Source organism: Paraburkholderia sp. BR14312, assembly GCF_040948675.1.
Lineage (GTDB): Bacteria > Pseudomonadota > Gammaproteobacteria > Burkholderiales > Burkholderiaceae > Paraburkholderia > Paraburkholderia nodosa_A.
The window spans coordinates 586,292-606,029 of record NZ_JBFPKI010000002.1; the positions used below are offsets into that span (position 1 = coordinate 586,292).

The following is a 19,738-nucleotide window of genomic DNA, read 5'->3' on the forward strand; positions in this document are numbered from 1 at the left end:
CGGCACGCAGCGACAGCCGCACAACGACGCGACCGATCAATCGCCAACCCGCGCCCAGGTAGACGCCGAATGCGACACCGAGCGCACAAGACCAACGAGCCATGCCACGTTTTGCCCACATCTTCGAAGCCGCCGCGGACACCCTCAACGCGTACTACCAGGCCGTCGCGGAAGTCAACATCGACAGCTTGATGGGTCTGTGGATCGATGAAGAGTTCGTGAGCTGCATCACGGCGGAAGGCGCGCACCTGCACGGCCTGCCGAGCATCCGCGTGGGCCTCGCCGCACAGCTCGAAGCGGCGCCGGTGTCGATCGAGCCGCTCGACATCCGTGTGTACGACAGCCTCGGCACCGTGGTCTACGCGATCGTGGAAGCGCACCGCCCGGTCGATCCCAGTGCGATTCCCACCATGGTCTTCACGACCTACGTGATGGTTCACGAGCGCGGCGAGTGGCGCATTGCGCACATTCACGCGAGCCGCATGCCCGACGACGCAGCCACCCAGTTCTCGGCCAGATTGCGCCACGGCCAGGGCGCGCTGCACTGACATAAGGGCGCAAAGCAGGGGGCAGTGATGAGTACGACCGACGACACCAGCAGGCCCGGCGACGCAGCCCGCGTCGCGGCCGCGCTCGATGCCCAGACCGCCCTGCTCGGCCCCCACTACGACAACGACTACCGCGCGCCGTTCTGGCTGCCCGGTGCGCACATCCAGACCATCGTGCCGGCGCTGTTCTCGCGCCTGCCCGCGCCAGCCTACCGCCGCGAGCGCTGGGACACGCCGGATGGCGACTTCATCGAAGTGGACTGGCTGGACGGCAAGCGTGCCGGTGCGGATTCACACAACGCCCCGCTTTTCGTCCTGTTCCACGGCCTGGAAGGCGGCTCGAGCTCCCACTACGCGCGCGCGCTCGCTGCCGCCGCGCAGGCGCGCGGCTGGCATGCGGCGATCCCCCACTTTCGCAGCTGCAGCGGACCGCTGAACCTGCTGCCGCGCTTCTACCATCTGGCCGATTCCGCCGAAGTCGACTGGGTGCTGCGCCGCTTCGCTGCCCGCCACGCGGGGCCGCTCGTGGTCGCGGGCGTGTCGCTCGGCGGCAACGTGCTGCTGCACTGGCTTGCCCAGCGTCGGGAAGATGCCGCGATCGTCGCGGCCGCCGCGGCGATCTCCACGCCGCTCGATGTGCATGCAGGCAGTGAGATGCTGACGCAGGGTTTCGGCATGATCTACACGCGCAGCTTCCTGAAGACGCTGAAAGTGAAGGCGCTCCAGAAACTCGAGCAGTACCCCGGCCTGTTCGACGCGCAAGCCGTGCTCGCCAGCCGGACGATGTACGAATTCGACAATGTCGTGACGGCGCCGCTGCACGGTTTTCGCGACACCCACGACTACTACACGCAGGCGACGATCCGCCCGAAGCTCGGCGAAATCGCCGTCCCCACGCTCATTCTGAACGCGCGCAACGATCCGTTCCTGCCGGGCCGCGCGCTGCCCGCGCGCCACGAAGTGAGCGCCGCCGTCGAGCTCGATCAGCCCGCGCACGGCGGCCACGTCGGCTTCATGACGGGACCGTTCCCTGGCCGCAGCGACTGGCTTTCGCAGCGCGTGTTCGCTTATCTCTCGCCTTTCGTCTCTCATGGATGACATCGTCAAACAGGCGCTCGCGCGCTGGCCCAACGTCCCGCATTGCACGGGCTGGCTGCTGCTCGACGCACGCGGCAACTGGCGCATGCGCGACGAGGCCGCCCAGGCGCAGAACGCACCCGGCACCGCGATCCGCCACGAAGCGCTGCTCGGCTTCATCAACCGCAATTACGAGCGCGATGAACACGGCCAGTGGTACTTCCAGAACGGGCCGCAGCGCGTGTACGTCGAACTCGAATACACGCCGTGGATCGTGCGTCTCGCCGCGGCTCACGAGGGCGACGACGCGTTGACGCTCACCGATCAGGGCGGTCAAGCGTTCGAGCCCGTGGCCGCCTACCTCGACGAAGCGGGCAGCGTGATCTTCGCCGATGCGAGTTCGCCGCCGCGCGCGGCGCTGCTGCACGACCACGACCTCGACCTCTTCACCGACCACGCCACGCTCGCGGACGACGCCCACAGCGGCACCTTCCACTGGCGCGCCGGCGCCGCGCTGCCGCTGCAGCCGGTCAAGCGCGCCGACGTAAGCACGCGCTTCGCCTTCGTGGCGAGCCCGGCGCGCGCCGAGCGCGAAGCGCAGGCCGCGGGGCACGCCGCCTGCATCCGCGGACTGAGCCCGACTTAGCCGCGGCCCTCATCCTTCTCGTCCTGGCGCTCCTGCTGGTAGCGCGCCTCGAAGTCGTGCAGGCGCGCTTCGATCGTCGACAGATCGTAGTAGCCCACCGATTTCATGTCGCGCGCCTCCTTGAGCTGACGGATAGCCGAGGGCCACGCGCCGTCGAGCGCCAGCTTCTCCGCCATCGCCCGATGCTGAGTGAGCGCGTCGCCGAGTCCGGCGCTCGCCTGCGCCAGATAGAGCCACCAGGCGTCCTGCTGCGGTTCGGCCTCGGTTTCGCTGCGCGCGAGCGTCTGCGCCTCCTTGAAGCGCCGCGCCGCGATCAGCGCCTGCAGCAGCGCATCGGTAGCCGCGTGGGAGCCTGGACACGCCTTGTGCGCGGCCTCGGCCAGCCGCACGGCGTCGTCGGTACGGCCTGAGCGGCGCGCGATATCCACGGCGAGCACGTCGAGGCTCGGCGAGCTGCGCGTCTTGCTGCCATCCGCGGCCTCGAACTTCGCGAACGCCGCGCGCGCGTTCGCGAGCGACGCCGTGGCGTCGTCGTAGCGCTCCAGCAGCAACTGCGCGTAGGCAATGCCATACCAGTTCGCGGCGACGTTGAGCGCCGTGCGGTCCTCGAGCTCCGAGCGCAGACGCGAAACCTCGTCGATGTACTCGTTGCGCGTGCGGTCCTGAAGCACACGCACGCGTGCGCGCACGAAACCGTACTCGGGCGCCTGGCGCGGCTGACGGTAAGCGGCGCGGCGCGCGCGGTCCTGCATGTCGGCGATGCGCTCGCCGGTGAGCGGGTGCGTGCGCGCGTAGGCCGGCACGCCCGTGTCTTCCATCGAATCGCGCTCGAGCCGCTCGAAAAACGCCACCATGCCCCACGGGTCGTAGCCCGCGCCCGTGAGCAGCTGGAAGCCCACGCGATCGGCCTCGTGCTCCGCGGCGCGCGAGAAACGCAACTGGCTGTCCACGGCATACGCCTGGCTGCCGAGCGCAATCCCGGCGCCGAGATCGCCGCTATGCGCGAGCACGCCCGCGAGAATGCCGAACAGCACGCCGGCCAGCGCGGCCAGGCCCGTGCGCTCGCTCTGCGAAAGCATGCGTGCGATGTGCCGCTGCAAGACGTGGCCCATTTCGTGACCGAGCACGGAGGCGAGTTCGGACTCCGTTTGGGTGACGACGATGAGCCCCGAGTTCACGCCGATGAAGCCGCCCGGCAGCGAGAAGGCGTTGATCTGGCCGTCGCGGATCGCGAACAGATCGAAGTCGGGCCGATAGCCGCCGATGAACTGCGCGCTGGCGGCCGCCGCGAGGCGCGCGGCCACCGAATTGAGGTAGTCGCGCACGAGCCAGTCGCCGATATAGTCGGGGTCGCGGCGAATCTCGCGCATCACGCGCTCGCCGATACGGCGCTCGGCCTGCGGCGTGAGCGCGCCGCCGGAGCCGTCGCCGAGGTCGGGCAGTTGCGGCACCCAGGCGGGGGCGCGCACGCTGGTATTGCCGCTCGACGACGAGGAAGCTGCGCCTGCCTGGCCCTGGGCCGAAAAGCGGCTCTGCGCGCCGCCGTAAGTGCCGAACACGCCCTGCGCGATCGAGGCGGGGACGACGGGGTCCGCCGAGTCGTCGAACGGGCCGCTGACGAGTGCGGGCGCCGCATTGGCCGCGTTCGGTGCCGGGCTGGAGGGGGCCGGTGCCGGCTGCGCGGCCATCGGCGGGGCCGCGCCGGGCTTGAGGACGGCGGCATTCGACGCCTGCGCGTACGCTTGCGGCGAAACCGTAAGCGACGCGCACAACCATGCAGCAAGCAGCCGTTTCAGACGCATTGATGACAGGATCGGGGAATGCGGAACACCGGCGCGGCGGCGCGCCCGGTGAGGACCGCCCGCGCCCTTGCGCCAATCCATCGATTGTAGCCCGCCTTACAACACTTGCGACACGGCAAGACGCGTAGAAAGCGCGGCGTGCCGCACTGTTAAGATAGGTACCCCTCAAGGAAGAACCACCATGCCTGAACTCACGCATTTCGACGCAGCCGGCGACGCCCATATGGTCGATGTCGGCGGCAAGGCAGAGACGAAGCGCATCGCGCTCGCGAGCGGCACGATCCGCATGTTGCCGGAAACCTTCGCGCTGATCCGCCACGGCCACGCGAAAAAAGGTGACGTGATCGGCGTTGCGCGCATCGCCGCGATCCAGGGGGCGAAGCGCACCTCGGATCTGATTCCGCTGTGCCACCCGCTCGCCATCACGCGCGTGAAAGTGGACTTCGCGCTCGACGAAGCGCTGCCCGGGGTTCACTGCACGGCGCAGGTGGAAACGCTCGGCCGCACGGGCGTGGAAATGGAAGCGCTGACCGCCGTGCAGGTCGGACTGCTGACCGTCTACGACATGTGCAAGGCAGTGGATCGCGGCATGACGATCACCGATGTGCGCGTGCTGGAAAAGCACGGCGGCAAGTCGGGAGACTGGGTGGCGGAGCGCTGATGCCATGACGCTCGACGAACTGCTCGCGCAGGTTCTGGCCTTTCGCGACGAGCGCGACTGGAAGCAGTTTCACACCTTGCGCAACCTGATCGTCTCCACCAGCATCGAGGCAGGCGAGCTGCTGGAAACGGTCCAGTGGAAGACCGACGCGCAGATCGACGCACAGCTCGCCGATCCCGCGCAGCTCACGCATCTCAAGCACGAATGCGCGGATGTGTTCATCTACCTGTTGCTGGTCGCCCATACCGCCGGGATCGATCTGGTCGAAGCGGCGGCGGAAAAGCTCAAGCTGAACGCGCAGCGCTATCCCGTGGAGAAGGCAAAAGGCAGCGCCGCGAAGTACTCCGAGCTTTGATTGCCGGAGCGGCGGCGAGCTGACTCACCGCCCCTTCACGCGCGCGCTGTGAGACTCAATCGTCCGAATCGTCCTCGTCGTCCTGTTCGACCGATTTCGCCGGCGTCCCGTACTTCTTGACGAGTTGCGCCTTGAAGTCCGCGAGCGTGGGCTGCTCGTCGAGCAGGCCGTAGAGCGAAGCGAGTTGCGTCTGCCAGTCGTGCAGTTCCGTGGCGAAAATGCGCAGACGCTCCACCGTATCGAAAGCGCCCGCCGCATCGCCATCCAGCGCCTGCAAGACCGCGTAGCGGCGCAGCACCGTTTCGCCGGGCAGCAGCGCGATGGCGCGCTGGTGCGCGTAAAGCTTGCTCGGCAGGCTCGCAGCGTTCATCGGCAACAGCGTGGCCATACCGTAGTCGCCCCAAGCGCCGAACAGGCGCGAAGGATCGTCGCCGTAGTCGCGCGCCGGGTGCTGACCGTAATACAGCACCTCGGCGCGGTTGTAGTCGCGCAGCACCGGGTACAGCGCCGCGACGCCGCCGAACACGACCACCGCATACACGCCGAGCGAGACGCGCGGCGGCACGACACGCAGCGGCTTCGTCTCCAGCAGGCCGAACACGAACATCGCCGGCAGCAGGAAGAACATGTACTGCTGCGGATATTCGACGAGCGCATGCATGACGAGCACGCCGATCAGCATGAAGCCGAACACGCGCTCGGCGGTATGCGGCGCGCGCAGCCCGCGCACGAACCACGCGACGAGCCCGATCACGACGATGGCAAGACCGACGAGGCCGGTCTTCGCGAGCAGGTCGAGGAAGATGTCGTGCGCGTTGTTGGCGATCTCGACGCCGCCAAGCGAGCGCGCCAGCTCGAACTGGTGCACCGGGAAATCGCCCCAGCCGACGCCTAGCACCGGATGCGACTTGAACATCGTCCAGCCGTAGCGCCACAGTGCGAGGCGCGGCGCGATCTGGCTGGCGTCCTTCATGCGCTCGGCGGCGGACTGCGCAAGGTCCAGGCCGTAGTGGACGTTGGCCCAGCGCACGAATGCATTCATGCCGAAGAAGATCAGCACGAGCACGAACGGGATGGCCCAGGCGCGCACGCCGCCGGCCTTGCGGCCCGCACCCGCACCGCGTCCCTCGTCGCCTTCGCTGCGGCAGCCCGTGAGCGCGATCCACAGACCCGCGACGAAAATCACGCCCATCTGCAGCCACGGCCCGCGCGACACGGTGAGCGCGAGACCGCCCGAATAGATCACGGTCAGCACTCCCCACAGCAGGATGTTCAAACGCCGTGTGAGGACGAGGTACATCGCACCCGCCATCGCAAAGGCGATATAGGTGGCGAGGTGATTGGCCTGCGCCATGTTGCCGAACGGCCGGCGATCGACCGTGATGTTGTACGCCACCACGAGCGGCGTGACCTTCGTCTCCAGGTGAAAGAGCTGGATCACCTGGGTGAATACGGCGAAGAGGCCGCCGAACTGCAGCGCGAAAGCCGCCCACACGAGCGCCGATTGCATGAGGCGCGCGCGCGTGATGGTGTAGCCCGCGTGCGTCGCGAGGAACGCGGCGAGCAGATAACCGGCGCCGAGCCAGTTCATCGAAGGCTCGGCAAGCGGCAGTGCGAACGTCTGCACGATCAGCAACAGACCGAAGAAGAGCGGCACGAGCGCGACCGTGGGCGATGCGAAGCCCTCGCCTGCGCGCGCCGGGCGAATGAGCAGCAACGTCGCGGCGCCCATCAGCACATAAAGTGTCAGTGCAACGAATTCCGCGTAGAAAGTCGGAATCGGATAGGTGTGGTTGACGACCGCATAGGGCAGCGTCAACGCGAGGGCCAGCAAGACGAACGTAAGGTAACGCGCAAAATTGGAAGGCATGGTTGGGCGGGGGCGTTCAGCAACGGGGCACTATACAAAACTTTTCCCCCGCTGTGCGGGTGCGGCCGGTCGGGTCGCATCCGCGTGCGCTGCGCGAGTGGGCTTGAAAGCGCTCACGGTTGCCCCCGCACCGATGCGCAAACCTTATGCGCGGCACTCCGGCGGTGCGAGGTTGCCCGCCAGCGTTGCGGCGTCCGTGGGCGATGGGCCCGTGCCGGGCGCGCCAAGGGACGAAGCCGTCTTGCCCGCTGCGAAGCACTCCCACGTGAGCGTGCCGCCCTGCACACTGCCCTGGGCGAGCACGACGCGCGCGGTGGGCGCATCGGCGTTGTCGGGCACCGAGGGTACGAGCACGATGGTGTTGCTGCCCTCGGGCGCCACGCGCGAGGTGAAAGCGACCGTGATCTGACCGGTCGTGTCATCGATATGCAGCGACTGCACGTTGCGCGTGGCGGGCGGCACCGTGTAGCCCGCGCCGAACGCGTTGCCGCTCGCGGCGTTCTCCGCCACGGCGAGGCGCGCGGAAGCCGCGAGCGAAAGGCCCTCGCCCACGCGGCTGCGGGCGAGGTAATCCTGGTACGCGGGAATGGCGTAGGCCGCGATCACACCGACGATCGCGAGCACGATCATCAGTTCGATCAGCGTGAAGCCGCGCGCGGTCCAGCGCCCGGCAATGCTCGCGAGGCGCGAGAGTCTGGCAAAACACGCGCAGCCGTTGCGCGGCGGCGGGCTCATGGGAAGTGCGGATACGATCATCGTCAGGGCTCCTGAAACAAGAAACGCCTGCTCACAGTCGTGAACAGGCGTCTTGATCGTATCGGCGGCCCGTGCCGCGCAGCAGTCGGCCAGATGGCCCAGGCGCTATGGCACAGCCATGCGCGCTCAGTGCGACTGCGGCCCCTGCGTCGCGCTGCGCTGCGCGTTGCGGCGCCGAAGCCAGGTGCCGAGCGCGACGACGAACACGGCCCCCGCCACGCACATGCCGTATTCGGCCGCTGGCGTATCGAGCAGCGGCCAGCGGTCGCCGGCGGGATCGTTGACGATGAGCCCGCCCGCAATCCAGCCGAGCAGCGCGGCGCCGAGCGTCACGATCACCGGGTAGCGGTCGAGCAATTTGAGTACGAGTTGGCTGCCCCACACGATGAGCGGAATGCTCACCATCAGCCCGAAGATCACGAGTGCGATGCGATGGCGCGGATCGGCCGCTTCGGCAGCGCCCGCAATCGCGACCACGTTGTCGAGGCTCATCACCGCGTCGGCAACGACGATCGTCTTGATCGCGCCCATCAGCTTTTCGGCAGGCTTCACGTTGGCGTGCTCGAGTTGACTGGGCGCGAGCAGCCGAACGCCGATCCACAGCAGCAGCAGGCCGCCTGTGAACTTGAGGAACGGCACGTTGAGCAGCACCACGGCGAAGGCGATCAGCACCACGCGCAGCGCGATCGCGCCCGCGGTGCCCCACAGAATGCCGCGCATGCGCTGCTGCGAAGGCAGGTCGCGGCAGGCGAGCGCGATCACCACGGCGTTGTCGCCGCCGAGCAGGATGTCGATGACGATGATCTGGATGACAGCGCCCCAGTGGAGCGTCGCGAAAAACTCGAGCATGGAGACGAAGACTCAGCCGTGACTCAGGATAGGCGGCTCATACGGCGAGCCAAATAAAAAAGCGAGGAGGCCATGACTGGCTCCCTCGCTCTTTGTTCGGAAACCTCGTGAAAGGATTCCGCAAGCATATCAAAAAACGCCGGCCGCCCGCGCATACATGATGCACGAGTGGAGGCGCATTTCGAATTTACAGCATCGCCTTCAGCAGACGACCCATTTCCGACGGGTTGCGCGTCACCTTGATGCCGCACGCGTCCATGATTTCCAGCTTCGCGTCGGCCGTATCCGCACCGCCCGAGATCAGCGCGCCGGCGTGGCCCATGCGCTTGCCCGGAGGCGCCGTGACGCCCGCGATGAAGCCAACCACCGGCTTCTTCATGTTGTCCTTGATCCACTCAGCGGCGTTCGCTTCGTCCGGACCGCCGATTTCGCCGATCATGATCACGGCGTCCGTATCCGGATCGTCGTTGAACATCTTCATGACGTCGATGTGCTTCAGACCGTTGATCGGGTCGCCGCCGATACCGACTGCCGACGACTGGCCGAGGCCGATCGCGGTCAGCTGGGCAACCGCTTCATACGTCAGCGTGCCCGAACGCGACACGACGCCGATGCGGCCCTTGCGGTGAATGTGACCCGGCATGATGCCGATCTTCAGCTCGTCCGGCGTGATCGTGCCGGGGCAGTTCGGGCCGAGGAGCAGCGTCTTGCGGCCTTCGCGGCGCATACGGTCCTTGACTTCGATCATGTCGCGGACGGGAATGCCTTCCGTGATGCAGATCGCGAGATCGAGGTCGGCCTCGACGGCTTCCCAGATCGCAGCAGCAGCGCCTGCCGGCGGCACGTAGATGACCGAAACGGTCGCGCCGGTGGCGTCCTTCGCTTCACGCACGTTCGCGTAGATAGGAATGCCTTCGAAATCTTCGCCGGCCTTCTTCGGGTTCACGCCAGCGACGAACGCTTCGCGGCCGTTTGCGTACTCACGGCACGCGCGGGTATGGAACTGACCGGTCTTGCCGGTGATGCCCTGCGTGATGACCTTGGTGTCTTTGTTGATCAGAATCGACATGTATTGACCTCTTTTCGTTTGGCGCCGCGCGTCGCGTCATCCGCGCCTTGCGTTGCGGATTTCGCGCCGGCACGCCGCCATTCGTGTCCGGTGAGAATTACTTGCCTTCGGCAGCCGCGACGACCTTCTGCGCGGCTTCTTCCATGCTGTCTGCCGAAATGATCGGCAGGCCCGATTCGGCCAGCATCTTCTTGCCGAGGTCCTCGTTCGTGCCCTTCATGCGCACGACGAGCGGCACGTTCAGGTTCACGGCCTTCGAACCAGCGATCACGCCTTCTGCGATCACGTCGCAGCGCATGATGCCGCCGAAGATGTTCACGAGGATCGCCTTCAGGCCCGGGTTCTTGAGCATGAGCTTGAACGCTTCCGTGACCTTCTCGGTCGTGGCGCCACCGCCCACGTCGAGGAAGTTCGCCGGCTCGCCGCCGAACAGCTTGATGGTGTCCATCGTCGCCATGGCGAGGCCTGCGCCGTTCACCAGACAGCCGATGTTGCCGTCGAGCGAGATATATGCGAGGTCGAACTTCGAGGCTTCGATTTCAGCCGGATCTTCTTCGTCCAGGTCGCGGTAAGCGACGATTTCCGGATGACGGGACAGCGCGTTGGAGTCGAAGTTGAACTTCGCGTCGAGCGCGATGACCTTGCCGTCGCCGGAGACGTTCAGCGGGTTGATTTCAGCCAGCGATGCGTCGGTTTCCCAGAATGCCTTGTACAGGCCTTGCAGGATGGCGCGGGCTTGCGGAATCGAAGCAGCCGGCACGCCGATCTTCGCGGCGAGGTCGTCGGCCTGAGCGTCGAGCAGACCCGTCGACGGCTCGACGATGACCTTGTGGATCAGTTCCGGGTGCTTTTCGGCGACTTCTTCGATGTCCATGCCGCCTTCGCTCGAACCCATCAGAACGATCTTTTGCGACACGCGATCGACGACGAGGCTGACGTACAGTTCCTGCTTGATGTCGGCGCCTTCTTCGATCAGCAGACGGTTGACCTTCTGGCCTTCCGGACCGGTCTGGTGCGTGACGAGCTGCATGCCGAGGATCTGGTTCGCGTATTCGCGGACTTGCTCGATCGTCTTGGCAACCTTCACGCCACCGCCCTTGCCGCGGCCGCCAGCGTGGATCTGCGCCTTGACGACCCAAACCGGACCGCCCAGCTCTTGAGCGGCCTTGACCGCGTCATCCACCGAAAACACCGGGATGCCGCGCGGGACCGCGACTCCGAATTTCCGCAGGATTTCCTTACCCTGGTACTCGTGAATCTTCATGCGTGATTCCTTCAGTCTGAGAGTTGGAGTGAACTTCGATTCCGCTGTTGTTATTCATGCGAGACGGCGTCGGCCCTGCCCTCTTGGCCCGGGCTCCGGCTGTCGCGCACGCCGGGGGTTTCCGCGCCACGCTCTATCGAACGCGGCACATGGCCATACCAGCGCGGATAAAACTGCTTCACCGCCTCCCCGTCGAACCGCAGCGCGTGGCAGCGGCCAAGCTGGAAGGGCGGCTTTTCACCGGCGGCCTCGTTGCCTCCGGCGGTCTTGCCGAGTTCCGGTCCGGGCGCTTCACCCGGCGAGCCATTCGATGTGTCCCACACTGCCCCGACGAACGCCTGGATCGCAGCGGTCGGCAAAACGCCCAACATTTCTGTGAGGTGTGTGCAGCCGACCGTGCCGGCGAGGAGCCGGCCCGCTTCACGGCGGAAATTGTCGAGGAGATTGAGCCCGATAAGGGCCCGATAGGCGGGATTGGCGTTCTGGCACTGACCGTCGTAAGGCACCCAGTCGGACGACGCTTCGGCGTCGACGACATTGAGCTTGCGATCGATCGTAATACGCAGCCAGAGTTCATGGATCGGCAGACCATTGGGCCGGACACCGGCGGCGAGCGGCACGTCGCGTGGCTTGTGGTCGGTCAGGCACGCGTCGATGTCCCACAGGCCGTCTTCGCGCTCATAGGCAACCGCCCGGATGGCGCGCTGATGGCGCAACTGGCGGGGCACGGGCGGAGAAAGCGGCATGCTAAAGGTAAGACCGGATTGGAAAACCTCGTGATTTTAACATACCGAGTATTTGAGACAGCCGCGAACACACAGGCCGGGCGGGGACTTGCCTGAGCGGATTTTTCGAGACGGCCGGCTCAGTTATCGGACCAGTCTTCGTCGATTCCCTTGAGGATCTTGCCGATGATCGACATCGAGAAGCCGCGCGCCGCGAGAAAGCGCGCCTGGCGCGCGCGTTCGGCGGGCGTCTCGGGCAACTGGCCGTACTTCTTCTGCCAGACCGTGCGGGCGCGGACGAGCTCGGTCTCACGCAGTTGCGAGCTCACCTCTTCGATGAGCGCTTCGCCCACCGCGTGGCGCTTGAGTTCGCTGACGATACGCCCTGCCCCCACGCGCGACGCGCGCCGGTGCACGACGCTTTCGGCAAAGCGCGCGTCGGAGAGCCAGCCCTCGCGTTCGAGTGAATCGAGCAGCACTTCGAGTGCGTCGGCGTCCTCGGTGTACGGCATGAGCTTGCGCGAGAGTTCGGCGCGGCTGTATTCGCGGCGCGAAAGATAGCCGAGCGCGCGGCCCTTGAGGGAGCGCTCGGGGCGCTGCTTCGCCGTGGACGACTTTTCGCGCTCGCTGGCGCGTGCGGCGCGGCTGGCCGAGCTGCGCTCGTATTGGTCGGCTTGCGGCGCGCTGGATTCGCGCGCTGTTTCGAGCGGCGCGCGACGCGATCGCTTGAATGTGGGTTCGGACAGCGGTTCTGGCGGCACGTTTGCCGCCTCTTCATCCGCCCCGCTGAAGAACGCCTCGAACGGGACTTCGAAGACCGCGCCGCCATCGTCGCTGAGATCGGCGGGCGAAGAAAACGCGGCGCCAGAATGCGCAAAACCGCGATCGCCCGCCTGGGCGTCGCGGCTCAAATGGCCAGAACGGCTCGTGCGCGAGTCGGCAGGCTTGACGGCGGAGCGCCGTTCGACGCCCCTGTCCGCAGGCGAACCCGCATGCGGGTTCGCCTGCTCGCCGGAAGGCGAGGACGTGGGTGACCCGCCCTTGCGCATCAGCTTGCCTTATCTACGAGAGCCTGGTGGACTTACTCTTCGTCAGCGACTTCGACTTCGCCGGAGTCCTTGACGCCGTCCGGCATCGTGCTCACGCCAAGCGACTCGCGGATGCGGTTTTCGATCTCGCGAGCAATGTCCGCGTTCTCGCGCAGGAATTCGCGTGCGTTGTCCTTGCCCTGGCCAATGCGCTCGCCGTTATAGCTGTACCACGCACCCGCCTTGTCGACGATCTTGGCCTGCACGCCGAGGTCGACGATTTCGCCCTGACGCGAGATGCCCTCGCCGTAGAGAATGTCGAAAACGGCTTCGCGGAACGGCGGCGAGACCTTGTTCTTCACGACCTTCACACGCGTTTCGCTACCGATCACTTCGTCGTTCTTCTTGATCGAACCGATGCGGCGAATGTCCAGACGCACCGACGAATAGAACTTGAGCGCGTTGCCGCCCGTGGTGGTTTCCGGGTTGCCGAACATCACGCCGATCTTCATGCGGATCTGGTTGATGAAGATCACCATGCAGTTCGTCTTCTTGATCGTGCCGGTGAGCTTGCGCAGCGCCTGCGACATCAGACGCGCCTGCAGACCCGGCAGCGAGTCGCCCATTTCGCCTTCGATTTCGGCCTTCGGCACGAGCGCCGCGACCGAGTCGATCACGATCATGTCGATCGAGCCCGAGCGCACCAGCGCGTCGGTGATTTCGAGCGCCTGCTCGCCCGTGTCCGGCTGCGAGATGAGCAGTTCGGGCACGTTCACGCCGAGCTTGGCGGCGTATTGCACGTCGAGCGCGTGTTCCGCGTCGATGAACGCCGCCGTGCCGCCGAGCTTTTGCATTTCGGCGATGACCTGCAGCGTGAGCGTGGTCTTACCCGACGATTCCGGACCGTAGATCTCGACCACCCGGCCGCGCGGCAAACCACCCACGCCAAGTGCGATGTCGAGGCCGAGCGAACCGGTGGAGACTACCTGGATGTCCTCGACCGCCTCGCCGTCGCCGAGTCGCATGATCGACCCCTTGCCGAACTGCTTTTCGATCTGCGCGAGCGCGGCGGCCAGCGCCTTGCTCTTTTCAGCAGTCAGCCCAGCCGAGCCTTTCTTGCTATCTTCCATGAATCGTCCTTTGCTATGATGAACGGCGTCTCGTGACCATGCGCACGCCTCATTCGGGCTAATGCACACGAACGCAGACACTGTATAAAAAAACAGTGGTTTTGGCAAGCCTTTCTGGCTATCCAGAACCGCGAATTTCGGGAGACCGCCGCGCGTCGCCTGGCCGCGCCTTCAAGGACGCGGCGCGGCGCGGGTGTTACGAGCCTGACTACGAGGTCTAAAAGCCTCGAAGGCGACGCTGGCGCAACATGCGAATCCTCATTGCCGAAGACGACAGCATACTCGCGGATGGACTCGTGAGATCACTCCGCCAATCGGGCTATGCCGTTGATCACGTGCGTAGCGGCGTGGATGCCGATACCGCGTTGTCGATGCAGTCGTTCGACCTCCTGATCCTCGATCTGGGCCTGCCGAAAATGCCGGGCCTCGAAGTGCTGCGCCGTTTGCGCGCGCGCAATTCCAACCTGCCCGTGCTGATCCTCACCGCCGCCGACAGCGTGGACGAGCGCGTCAAAGGCCTCGACCTCGGCGCCGACGACTACATGGCCAAGCCTTTCGCGCTCAACGAGCTCGAAGCGCGCGTGCGTGCGCTCACGCGGCGGGGTGCGGGCGGCGGCCCGACCGTCGTGCGGCACGGCGCGCTGGCGTTCGACCAGGTGGGGCGCATTGCGCGCATCAACGACCAGGTGCTCGATCTTTCCGCGCGCGAACTGGGCGTGCTCGAAGTGCTGCTGCAGCGGCTCGGGCGGCTCGTCTCGAAGGAGCAGCTCGTCGACCACCTGTGCGAATGGGGCGAAGAAGTCAGCAACAACGCCATCGAAGTCTACGTGCACCGGCTGCGCAAGAAAATCGAAGCGGGCGGCGTGCGCATCGTGACCGTGCGCGGGCTCGGCTACTGCCTCGAAAAGGAGGCGAAGGAAGCGCAGGCCGGCGCAGGCCAGACGCCCGCCCGGACCGAGGCCGGCACGCCCGACGCCGCGCCGGCGATGCCCGCCAGCCACCACTTCAAGTAGGCAGGATCGACGATGGCCGGGCGTCCTCCCATCGCGCGCGCCGTGCCGCCCAAGGGCGCCGCAGGCGTGGCCGGCCCGGCCGACAGCGTCTCGGGCGCGACCGCATCCGCGGCCGACGCCCTCGACGACGACGCGCGCGACGCCCGCTACGCCAATCCGTTCGCCCCGCCCGACGAAGCCGAAGCCGCCGCCGAGGCCCGCCCGCGCTCGCTCTTCGGCGAGATTCTCGACTGGATGCTCGCGCCCCTGCTGCTGCTCTGGCCGATGAGCATCGCGGTCACGTATCTCGTGGCGAAATCGATCGCCAACGCCCCGTTCGACCGCGCGCTCGAAACCGACGCCTATGTGCTCGCGCGCCAGATCCAGCCCGTCAACGGCGTGGCCGAGCTGACACTGCCCGCCTCCACGCGCGACTTCCTGCGCGCCGATAACGTCGACAGCGTGTTCTATCAGGTGCTCGGCAGCCGTGGCGAGCTGATCGGCGGCGATCGCGACATGCCGCTGCCGCACGACGACGACCGCCCGCCGCCGGGCCTCGTCGAATTCCGCGACGACACGCTGCGTGGCATCGACATCCGCGTCGCCTATACGACCGTGGAGCCAACGCATCCGAGCGTCGGCGATCGGCAAGGTCAACCCGTGCTCGTGCAGGTCGCGGAAACGCTCGACAAGCGCCGCCAGCTCGCCAACGACATCATCAAGGGCGTGATCCTGCCGCAGTTCGTGATCTTGCCGCTCGCGATCCTGCTCGTGTGGTTCGGGCTCTCGCGGGGCCTCGCTCCCCTGCACGCGCTGCAGTCGAACATCCGCATGCGTCGCCCCGACGATCTTTCGCCGCTCGAAGCGCGCCGCGCGCCGCCCGAAATCGAGCCGCTCGTCACCTCGTTCAACGACCTGCTTACGCGCCTCGAACAGAACATGGAGCTGCAAAAGCGCTTCATCGCCGACGCCGCGCATCAGATGAAAACGCCGCTCGCGGGCCTGCGCACCCAAGCCGAGCTCGCGCTGCGCCAGGACGCCCCCGCCGAAGTGCACCGCTCGCTCGAGCAGATCGCGACGAGCTCCGAGCACGCCGCACGGCTCGTCACCCAGCTGCTCGCACTCGCGCGCGCGGAGAACCGCATGTCCGGACAGGTCTTCACCTCGGTGGACGTGGCCGACGTGGCGCGCCACGCCGTGCGCGACTGGGTGCAGCCGGCGCTCGCCAAGCAGATGGACCTCGGCTACGAAGGCCCCGAAACGGCCGGCGGCAGTGAGGAAGACGATGGCGAAGCGGGGGCGCGCATCGAAGTGGACGGCAACCCGGTGATGCTGCGCGAGATGCTCTCGAACCTCATCGACAACGCGATCCGCTACACGCCCGCGGGCGGGCGCATCACCGTGCGCGTGCGGCCCGAGCCCTCGGCGGGCATGGTCCATCTCGAGGTGGAAGATACGGGCATAGGCATTCCGAGCGCCGAGCGCGAACGCGTGCTCGAGCGCTTCTACCGCATTCTCGGGCGCGACGGCGAAGGCAGCGGACTCGGGCTCGCGATCGTGCGCGAGATCGCCACGATGCACGGCGGCATGCTCGCCATCGAGGATCACGTCTATCAGGACACGCCGCGCCTCGCCGGCACGCTCGTGCGCGTGACGCTGCGCTTGCGTACGCAGGCCTGAGCGGCATTGCCGGCGCTTTGGCGGCGAAACCACCGCGAAACTGACGGACCGCGTCAGAAAACCGGGATGGGACTTACCCTTACCCGATACGCTTCGAGCGAGTCAAAATCTGCACGTTAGAATATATTTACCCATAAATGCAGTATTTTGATTGCGAATTCAGCGACGTTAGCCGACCCCACCCCACACCGACGCTACACTCGAAAACCCACACCCGCGTCAGAAGCCCGTAAGTTTCCATTCCAATAATGCTCCGCAGGACCGCGGGTCTACGAGTCGCCTGCCCGACGGACCACACGCATATCAATACTGGAGACATCTATGGCAACCGTTGGCGGACAAGTCTCGCACGCGCCGATGACCAGCGACGAAAAACGCGTGATCTTCGCGTCGTCGCTCGGCACCGTGTTCGAGTGGTATGACTTCTACCTGGCCGGATCGCTCGCGGCCTTCATCAGCAAGAGCTTCTTTTCCGGCGTCAATCCCACTGCCGGCTTCATCTTCACGCTGCTCGGCTTCGCTGCGGGCTTTGCCGTGCGTCCGTTCGGCGCGATCGTGTTCGGTCGCCTCGGCGACCTCGTGGGCCGCAAGCACACGTTCCTCGTCACGATCGTCATCATGGGTATCTCGACCTTCGTGGTCGGCTTCCTGCCCGGCTATGCGTCGATCGGCATTGCGTCGCCGGTGATCTTCATCGGCATGCGGCTGCTGCAGGGCCTCGCGCTCGGCGGCGAGTACGGCGGCGCCGCGACTTACGTCGCGGAACACGCGCCGGCCGGACGACGGGGTTTCTACACCTCGTGGATCCAGACGACCGCCACACTTGGCCTGTTTCTCTCGCTGCTCGTGATCCTCGGCGTGCGCACCTTCACCGGCGAAGAGCAGTTCGCCGCATGGGCATGGCGCATTCCGTTCGTCGCCTCGATCCTGCTGCTCGCGGTTTCGGTGTGGATCCGTCTGCAACTCGACGAATCGCCGGCGTTCAAGCGCATCAAGGCCGAGGGCAAGGTCTCGAAGGCCCCGCTTACTGAAGCGTTCGGCCAGTGGAAGAACCTCAAGGTCGTGCTGCTCGCGCTCTTCGGCGTCACGGCCGGCCAGGCCGTGGTCTGGTACACGGGCCAGTTCTACGCGCTCTTCTTCCTGACGCAGACGCTCAAGGTGGACGGCGCCAGCGCCAACATCCTGATCGCGGTGGCGCTGCTGATCGGCACGCCGTTCTTCCTGTTCTTCGGCGCGCTCTCCGACAAGATCGGCCGCAAGCCGATCATCATGGCTGGCTGCCTGATCGCGGCGCTCACCTACTTCCCGATCTTCAAGGCGATCACGCACTACGCGAACCCCGCGCTCGAAGCCGCGACCGCACGCGCACCCATCGTCGTGATCGCGGATCCGGCCGAATGCTCGTTCCAGTTCAACCCGGTCGGCACCTCGAAATTCACGAGTTCGTGCGACATCGCCAAGAGCGCACTTTCAAAGGCCGGCCTGAACTACGAGAACGTGGCCGCCCCGGCAGGCACGCTCGCGCAAATCAAGGTGGGCGACACGACCATCGACACGTTTGACGGCCGGGCGCCCGGCGCCAAGGAAGCCGGCGCGCTGTTCGAGAAGACGCTCGCGGCTACGCTGAAAGCGGCGGGCTATCCGCTCAAGGCCGATCCCGCGCAGCTCAACTGGCCGATGACGGTGGTGATGCTCACGATCCTCGTGATCTTCGTGACCATGGTGTACGGGCCGATCGCGGCGATGCTGGTGGAGATGTTCCCGACGCGCATCCGCTACACCTCGATGTCGCTGCCCTATCACATCGGCAACGGCTGGTTCGGCGGCTTCCTGCCGGCGACGGCCTTCGCGATCGTGGCGGCGCGCGGCGATATCTACTCGGGCCTCTGGTATCCGATCATCATCGCGCTGGGCACCTTCGTGATCGGCATGCTGTTCGTGAAGGAAACCAAGGACTCGGATATTTACGCGCAGGATTGAGGCTGTGAGCGCTGCCGGGTGGGGCTTCTCGCCCGGCGGCCGCCTTCCCTGCAAAAAAGATGACGAAGGGGGTTGACAGCCTCCGGCTGTACCGCGATAATTCTTTTCTTCGGCGAATTAGCTCAGCCGGTTAGAGCGACGGAATCATAATCCGCAGGTCCGGGGTTCGAATCCCTGATTCGCCACCAGTTGCAAAAGAAAGCCGCTGTCCCACAAGGACAGCGGCTTTTTTCATTGCCGCGTGCGTGGCGAACCGGAGTCCGCCGGACCGCACGGCATTCACCTGATCTGCTTGCGCTCCCGCTTCGTTTCGTACATCGAACGATCCGCGTATTCGATCAGCGCCGTCATCTCGGTGCCGTCGTCGGGCAGGATGGCAACGCCCACGCTCACGCCGAGATCGATGCGATGTCCTTCGAACTCGAACGGCTCGCCCACAGTGTCCACGAGCCGGCGGCTATACGCCTCGGCGTCCCCGCGCCCCGCGATGCCGGGCAGGATCACGGCGAACTCGTCGCCGCCCACGCGCGCGGCCGTGTCCACGCGGCGGCTGTGGCGCGCAATGCGCGTCGCGGTCTCGCGAATCGCCGCGTCGCCGGCGCGATGCCCGTAGCGGTCGTTGATCGGCTTGAGGCCGTCCATGTCGAGATTGAGCACGCCGAGTCCGCCCGACGAGCGCAGCGCGAGGTCCACCGACTGGCGCAGGCGATCGTAAAAGAGCGCGCGATTGGGCAAACCGGTGAGTGCGTCATGCGTCGCGCGCAGATAGAGCTCGCTCGTCTCGTGCCGCGCGGCGTGGAACATGGCTGCGGCGATGAGTTCGGACATCAGCGAGAGCGTGCGGATGTCCTCGTCCTTGAAGGCGTCGACTTCCGAATTCGTGACTTTCAGAACACCGACCGTCGTCTCGAGATGCTTGAGCGGCGTGACGATCATCGAACGCAGGCCGGCGCGCCGGCACGCTTCACGGTCCACGCGCGGGTCGGTTTCCGAGTCGTCGCAGCGCAGGATCTCGCCCTCGCGCACGCACAGGCCCGACAGGCTCGTTTCACGCGCGAGGCGCAATCCGAGGAGGTTCGCGACGTTGCCCGAGGCCGCGCGGTAGACCATGTCCTCACCCTCGGCGAGTTCGACGACCGCACCCTGGGCTCGCGTGAGCTGCTCGGTGCGCTCCGCCACGTAGGCCATCACGCCGCCGAGATCGAGCCCGAGCTTCGCGATGTCCGACTGCGCCTTGATGATTTCCAGCAGGGTTGCGTTGTCCAGTTGGGTGTCCTTCGCTTCGCTCTTCTTCATCGCTTAACCG

18 protein-coding genes and 1 tRNA gene are annotated in these 19,738 nt (G+C 66.1%); 9 read left to right on the forward strand and 10 right to left on the reverse strand.

Features of this window, described 5'->3' with window-relative positions:
• Window positions 1–101: 101 nt before the first annotated feature.
• The 3 genes from AB3X98_RS08555 to AB3X98_RS08565 are packed head-to-tail and all read left to right on the forward strand — an operon-like array spanning window position 102 to window position 2,271.
• Window positions 102–548 carry a nuclear transport factor 2 family protein gene (locus tag AB3X98_RS08555; RefSeq protein ID WP_368605577.1) on the forward strand — a complete coding sequence of 149 codons (447 nt, stop codon included), beginning with the start codon at window positions 102–104 and terminating at the stop codon, window positions 546–548.
• A 27-nt stretch (window positions 549–575) separates the two neighbouring features.
• On the forward strand, window positions 576–1,646 hold the full coding sequence (locus AB3X98_RS08560; RefSeq protein ID WP_368605576.1) for a YheT family hydrolase: 1,071 nt from the start codon (window positions 576–578) through the stop codon (window positions 1,644–1,646).
• Window positions 1,639–2,271: a DUF2946 family protein gene (locus AB3X98_RS08565; protein ID WP_368605575.1), complete on the forward strand. Its 633-nt coding sequence runs from the start codon at window positions 1,639–1,641 to the stop codon at window positions 2,269–2,271. Before AB3X98_RS08560 ends, AB3X98_RS08565 begins: the two co-directional genes overlap by 8 nt.
• On the opposite strand, the gene AB3X98_RS08570 is transcribed toward AB3X98_RS08565, so the two are convergent.
• Entirely contained in the window at window positions 2,268–4,073 is a 1,806-nt protein-coding gene (locus tag AB3X98_RS08570) for a M48 family metalloprotease (RefSeq protein WP_368605574.1), read from the reverse strand. The two genes, AB3X98_RS08565 and AB3X98_RS08570, sit on opposite strands and share 4 nt — an antisense overlap.
• A gap of 181 nt (window positions 4,074–4,254) precedes the next feature.
• On the opposite strand from AB3X98_RS08570, the gene moaC reads away from it, so the two are divergent.
• Window positions 4,255–4,734 carry a cyclic pyranopterin monophosphate synthase MoaC gene (gene moaC / locus AB3X98_RS08575; RefSeq protein WP_368605573.1) on the forward strand — a complete coding sequence of 160 codons (480 nt, stop codon included), beginning with the start codon at window positions 4,255–4,257 and terminating at the stop codon, window positions 4,732–4,734.
• A 4-nt stretch (window positions 4,735–4,738) separates the two neighbouring features.
• Window positions 4,739–5,089 carry a nucleotide pyrophosphohydrolase gene (locus tag AB3X98_RS08580; RefSeq protein WP_133182823.1) on the forward strand — a complete coding sequence of 117 codons (351 nt, stop codon included), beginning with the start codon at window positions 4,739–4,741 and terminating at the stop codon, window positions 5,087–5,089.
• 55 nt (window positions 5,090–5,144) lie between these two features.
• On the opposite strand, the gene AB3X98_RS08585 is transcribed toward AB3X98_RS08580, so the two are convergent.
• The 8 genes from AB3X98_RS08585 to recA form a co-directional block, all read right to left on the reverse strand.
• Window positions 5,145–6,959 (reverse strand): PglL family O-oligosaccharyltransferase, encoded by a 1,815-nt coding sequence (locus AB3X98_RS08585; protein ID WP_368605572.1) that lies wholly within the window; start codon window positions 6,957–6,959, stop codon window positions 5,145–5,147.
• Window positions 6,960–7,103: 144 nt separating this feature from the next.
• On the reverse strand, window positions 7,104–7,715 hold the full coding sequence (locus AB3X98_RS08590; RefSeq protein WP_069262860.1) for a pilin: 612 nt from the start codon (window positions 7,713–7,715) through the stop codon (window positions 7,104–7,106).
• Window positions 7,716–7,841: 126 nt separating this feature from the next.
• On the reverse strand, window positions 7,842–8,564 hold the full coding sequence (locus AB3X98_RS08595; protein ID WP_069262861.1) for a TerC family protein: 723 nt from the start codon (window positions 8,562–8,564) through the stop codon (window positions 7,842–7,844).
• A 187-nt stretch (window positions 8,565–8,751) separates the two neighbouring features.
• On the reverse strand, window positions 8,752–9,633 hold the full coding sequence (sucD, locus tag AB3X98_RS08600; RefSeq protein WP_069262862.1) for a succinate--CoA ligase subunit alpha: 882 nt from the start codon (window positions 9,631–9,633) through the stop codon (window positions 8,752–8,754).
• Between the two features lie 97 nt (window positions 9,634–9,730).
• Window positions 9,731–10,897, reverse strand: coding sequence for an ADP-forming succinate--CoA ligase subunit beta (sucC, locus tag AB3X98_RS08605; RefSeq protein WP_321930262.1), 1,167 nt, complete (start codon window positions 10,895–10,897; stop codon window positions 9,731–9,733).
• 50 nt (window positions 10,898–10,947) lie between these two features.
• A complete protein-coding gene (locus AB3X98_RS08610; protein WP_368605571.1) occupies window positions 10,948–11,643 on the reverse strand; it encodes a DUF2889 domain-containing protein in 696 nt (231 codons plus the stop codon).
• Window positions 11,644–11,762: 119 nt separating this feature from the next.
• A complete protein-coding gene (gene recX / locus AB3X98_RS08615) occupies window positions 11,763–12,671 on the reverse strand; it encodes a recombination regulator RecX (RefSeq protein WP_368605570.1) in 909 nt (302 codons plus the stop codon).
• Window positions 12,672–12,703: 32 nt separating this feature from the next.
• Window positions 12,704–13,780, reverse strand: a complete 1,077-nt coding sequence (recA, locus tag AB3X98_RS08620; protein ID WP_069262865.1) for a recombinase RecA — start codon at window positions 13,778–13,780, stop codon at window positions 12,704–12,706.
• Window positions 13,781–14,028: 248 nt separating this feature from the next.
• On the opposite strand from recA, the gene AB3X98_RS08625 reads away from it, so the two are divergent.
• From AB3X98_RS08625 to AB3X98_RS08640, 4 genes are all read left to right on the forward strand, one after another.
• Window positions 14,029–14,793 (forward strand): response regulator transcription factor, encoded by a 765-nt coding sequence (locus tag AB3X98_RS08625; protein WP_069262866.1) that lies wholly within the window; start codon window positions 14,029–14,031, stop codon window positions 14,791–14,793.
• Window positions 14,794–14,805: 12 nt separating this feature from the next.
• Window positions 14,806–16,452 (forward strand): sensor histidine kinase N-terminal domain-containing protein, encoded by a 1,647-nt coding sequence (locus AB3X98_RS08630; protein ID WP_368605569.1) that lies wholly within the window; start codon window positions 14,806–14,808, stop codon window positions 16,450–16,452.
• A 321-nt stretch (window positions 16,453–16,773) separates the two neighbouring features.
• Complete coding sequence (locus tag AB3X98_RS08635) at window positions 16,774–18,432, forward strand: MFS transporter (RefSeq protein WP_342948437.1); 1,659 nt, start codon at window positions 16,774–16,776, stop codon at window positions 18,430–18,432.
• Between the two features lie 111 nt (window positions 18,433–18,543).
• Window positions 18,544–18,620 (forward strand) — tRNA-Met (locus AB3X98_RS08640).
• Between the two features lie 91 nt (window positions 18,621–18,711).
• On the opposite strand, the gene AB3X98_RS08645 is transcribed toward AB3X98_RS08640, so the two are convergent.
• Window positions 18,712–19,728: a sensor domain-containing diguanylate cyclase gene (locus AB3X98_RS08645; protein WP_069262868.1), complete on the reverse strand. Its 1,017-nt coding sequence runs from the start codon at window positions 19,726–19,728 to the stop codon at window positions 18,712–18,714.
• Between the last annotated feature and the right edge of the window lie 10 nt (window positions 19,729–19,738).

Excerpts from the sequence above, each read along its gene's own strand:
- AB3X98_RS08555 (WP_368605577.1), top strand. The coding sequence starts at position 102 with ATGCCACGTTTTGCCCACATCTTCGAAGCCGCCGCGGACACCCTCAAC.
- AB3X98_RS08645 (WP_069262868.1), bottom strand. The coding sequence starts at position 19,728 with ATGAAGAAGAGCGAAGCGAAGGACACCCAACTGGACAACGCAACCCTG.
- sucC (WP_321930262.1), bottom strand. The coding sequence starts at position 10,897 with ATGAAGATTCACGAGTACCAGGGTAAGGAAATCCTGCGGAAATTCGGA.
- AB3X98_RS08625 (WP_069262866.1), top strand. The coding sequence starts at position 14,029 with ATGCGAATCCTCATTGCCGAAGACGACAGCATACTCGCGGATGGACTC.
- AB3X98_RS08560 (WP_368605576.1), top strand. The coding sequence starts at position 576 with ATGAGTACGACCGACGACACCAGCAGGCCCGGCGACGCAGCCCGCGTC.
- AB3X98_RS08590 (WP_069262860.1), bottom strand. The coding sequence starts at position 7,715 with ATGATCGTATCCGCACTTCCCATGAGCCCGCCGCCGCGCAACGGCTGC.
- AB3X98_RS08585 (WP_368605572.1), bottom strand. The coding sequence starts at position 6,959 with ATGCCTTCCAATTTTGCGCGTTACCTTACGTTCGTCTTGCTGGCCCTC.
- AB3X98_RS08630 (WP_368605569.1), top strand. The coding sequence starts at position 14,806 with ATGGCCGGGCGTCCTCCCATCGCGCGCGCCGTGCCGCCCAAGGGCGCC.
- AB3X98_RS08580 (WP_133182823.1), top strand. The coding sequence starts at position 4,739 with ATGACGCTCGACGAACTGCTCGCGCAGGTTCTGGCCTTTCGCGACGAG.
- sucD (WP_069262862.1), bottom strand. The coding sequence starts at position 9,633 with ATGTCGATTCTGATCAACAAAGACACCAAGGTCATCACGCAGGGCATC.
- AB3X98_RS08635 (WP_342948437.1), top strand. The coding sequence starts at position 16,774 with ATGGCAACCGTTGGCGGACAAGTCTCGCACGCGCCGATGACCAGCGAC.
- recX (WP_368605570.1), bottom strand. The coding sequence starts at position 12,671 with ATGCGCAAGGGCGGGTCACCCACGTCCTCGCCTTCCGGCGAGCAGGCG.
- recA (WP_069262865.1), bottom strand. The coding sequence starts at position 13,780 with ATGGAAGATAGCAAGAAAGGCTCGGCTGGGCTGACTGCTGAAAAGAGC.
- AB3X98_RS08565 (WP_368605575.1), top strand. The coding sequence starts at position 1,639 with ATGGATGACATCGTCAAACAGGCGCTCGCGCGCTGGCCCAACGTCCCG.
- AB3X98_RS08570 (WP_368605574.1), bottom strand. The coding sequence starts at position 4,073 with ATGCGTCTGAAACGGCTGCTTGCTGCATGGTTGTGCGCGTCGCTTACG.
- AB3X98_RS08610 (WP_368605571.1), bottom strand. The coding sequence starts at position 11,643 with ATGCCGCTTTCTCCGCCCGTGCCCCGCCAGTTGCGCCATCAGCGCGCC.
- moaC (WP_368605573.1), top strand. The coding sequence starts at position 4,255 with ATGCCTGAACTCACGCATTTCGACGCAGCCGGCGACGCCCATATGGTC.
- AB3X98_RS08595 (WP_069262861.1), bottom strand. The coding sequence starts at position 8,564 with ATGCTCGAGTTTTTCGCGACGCTCCACTGGGGCGCTGTCATCCAGATC.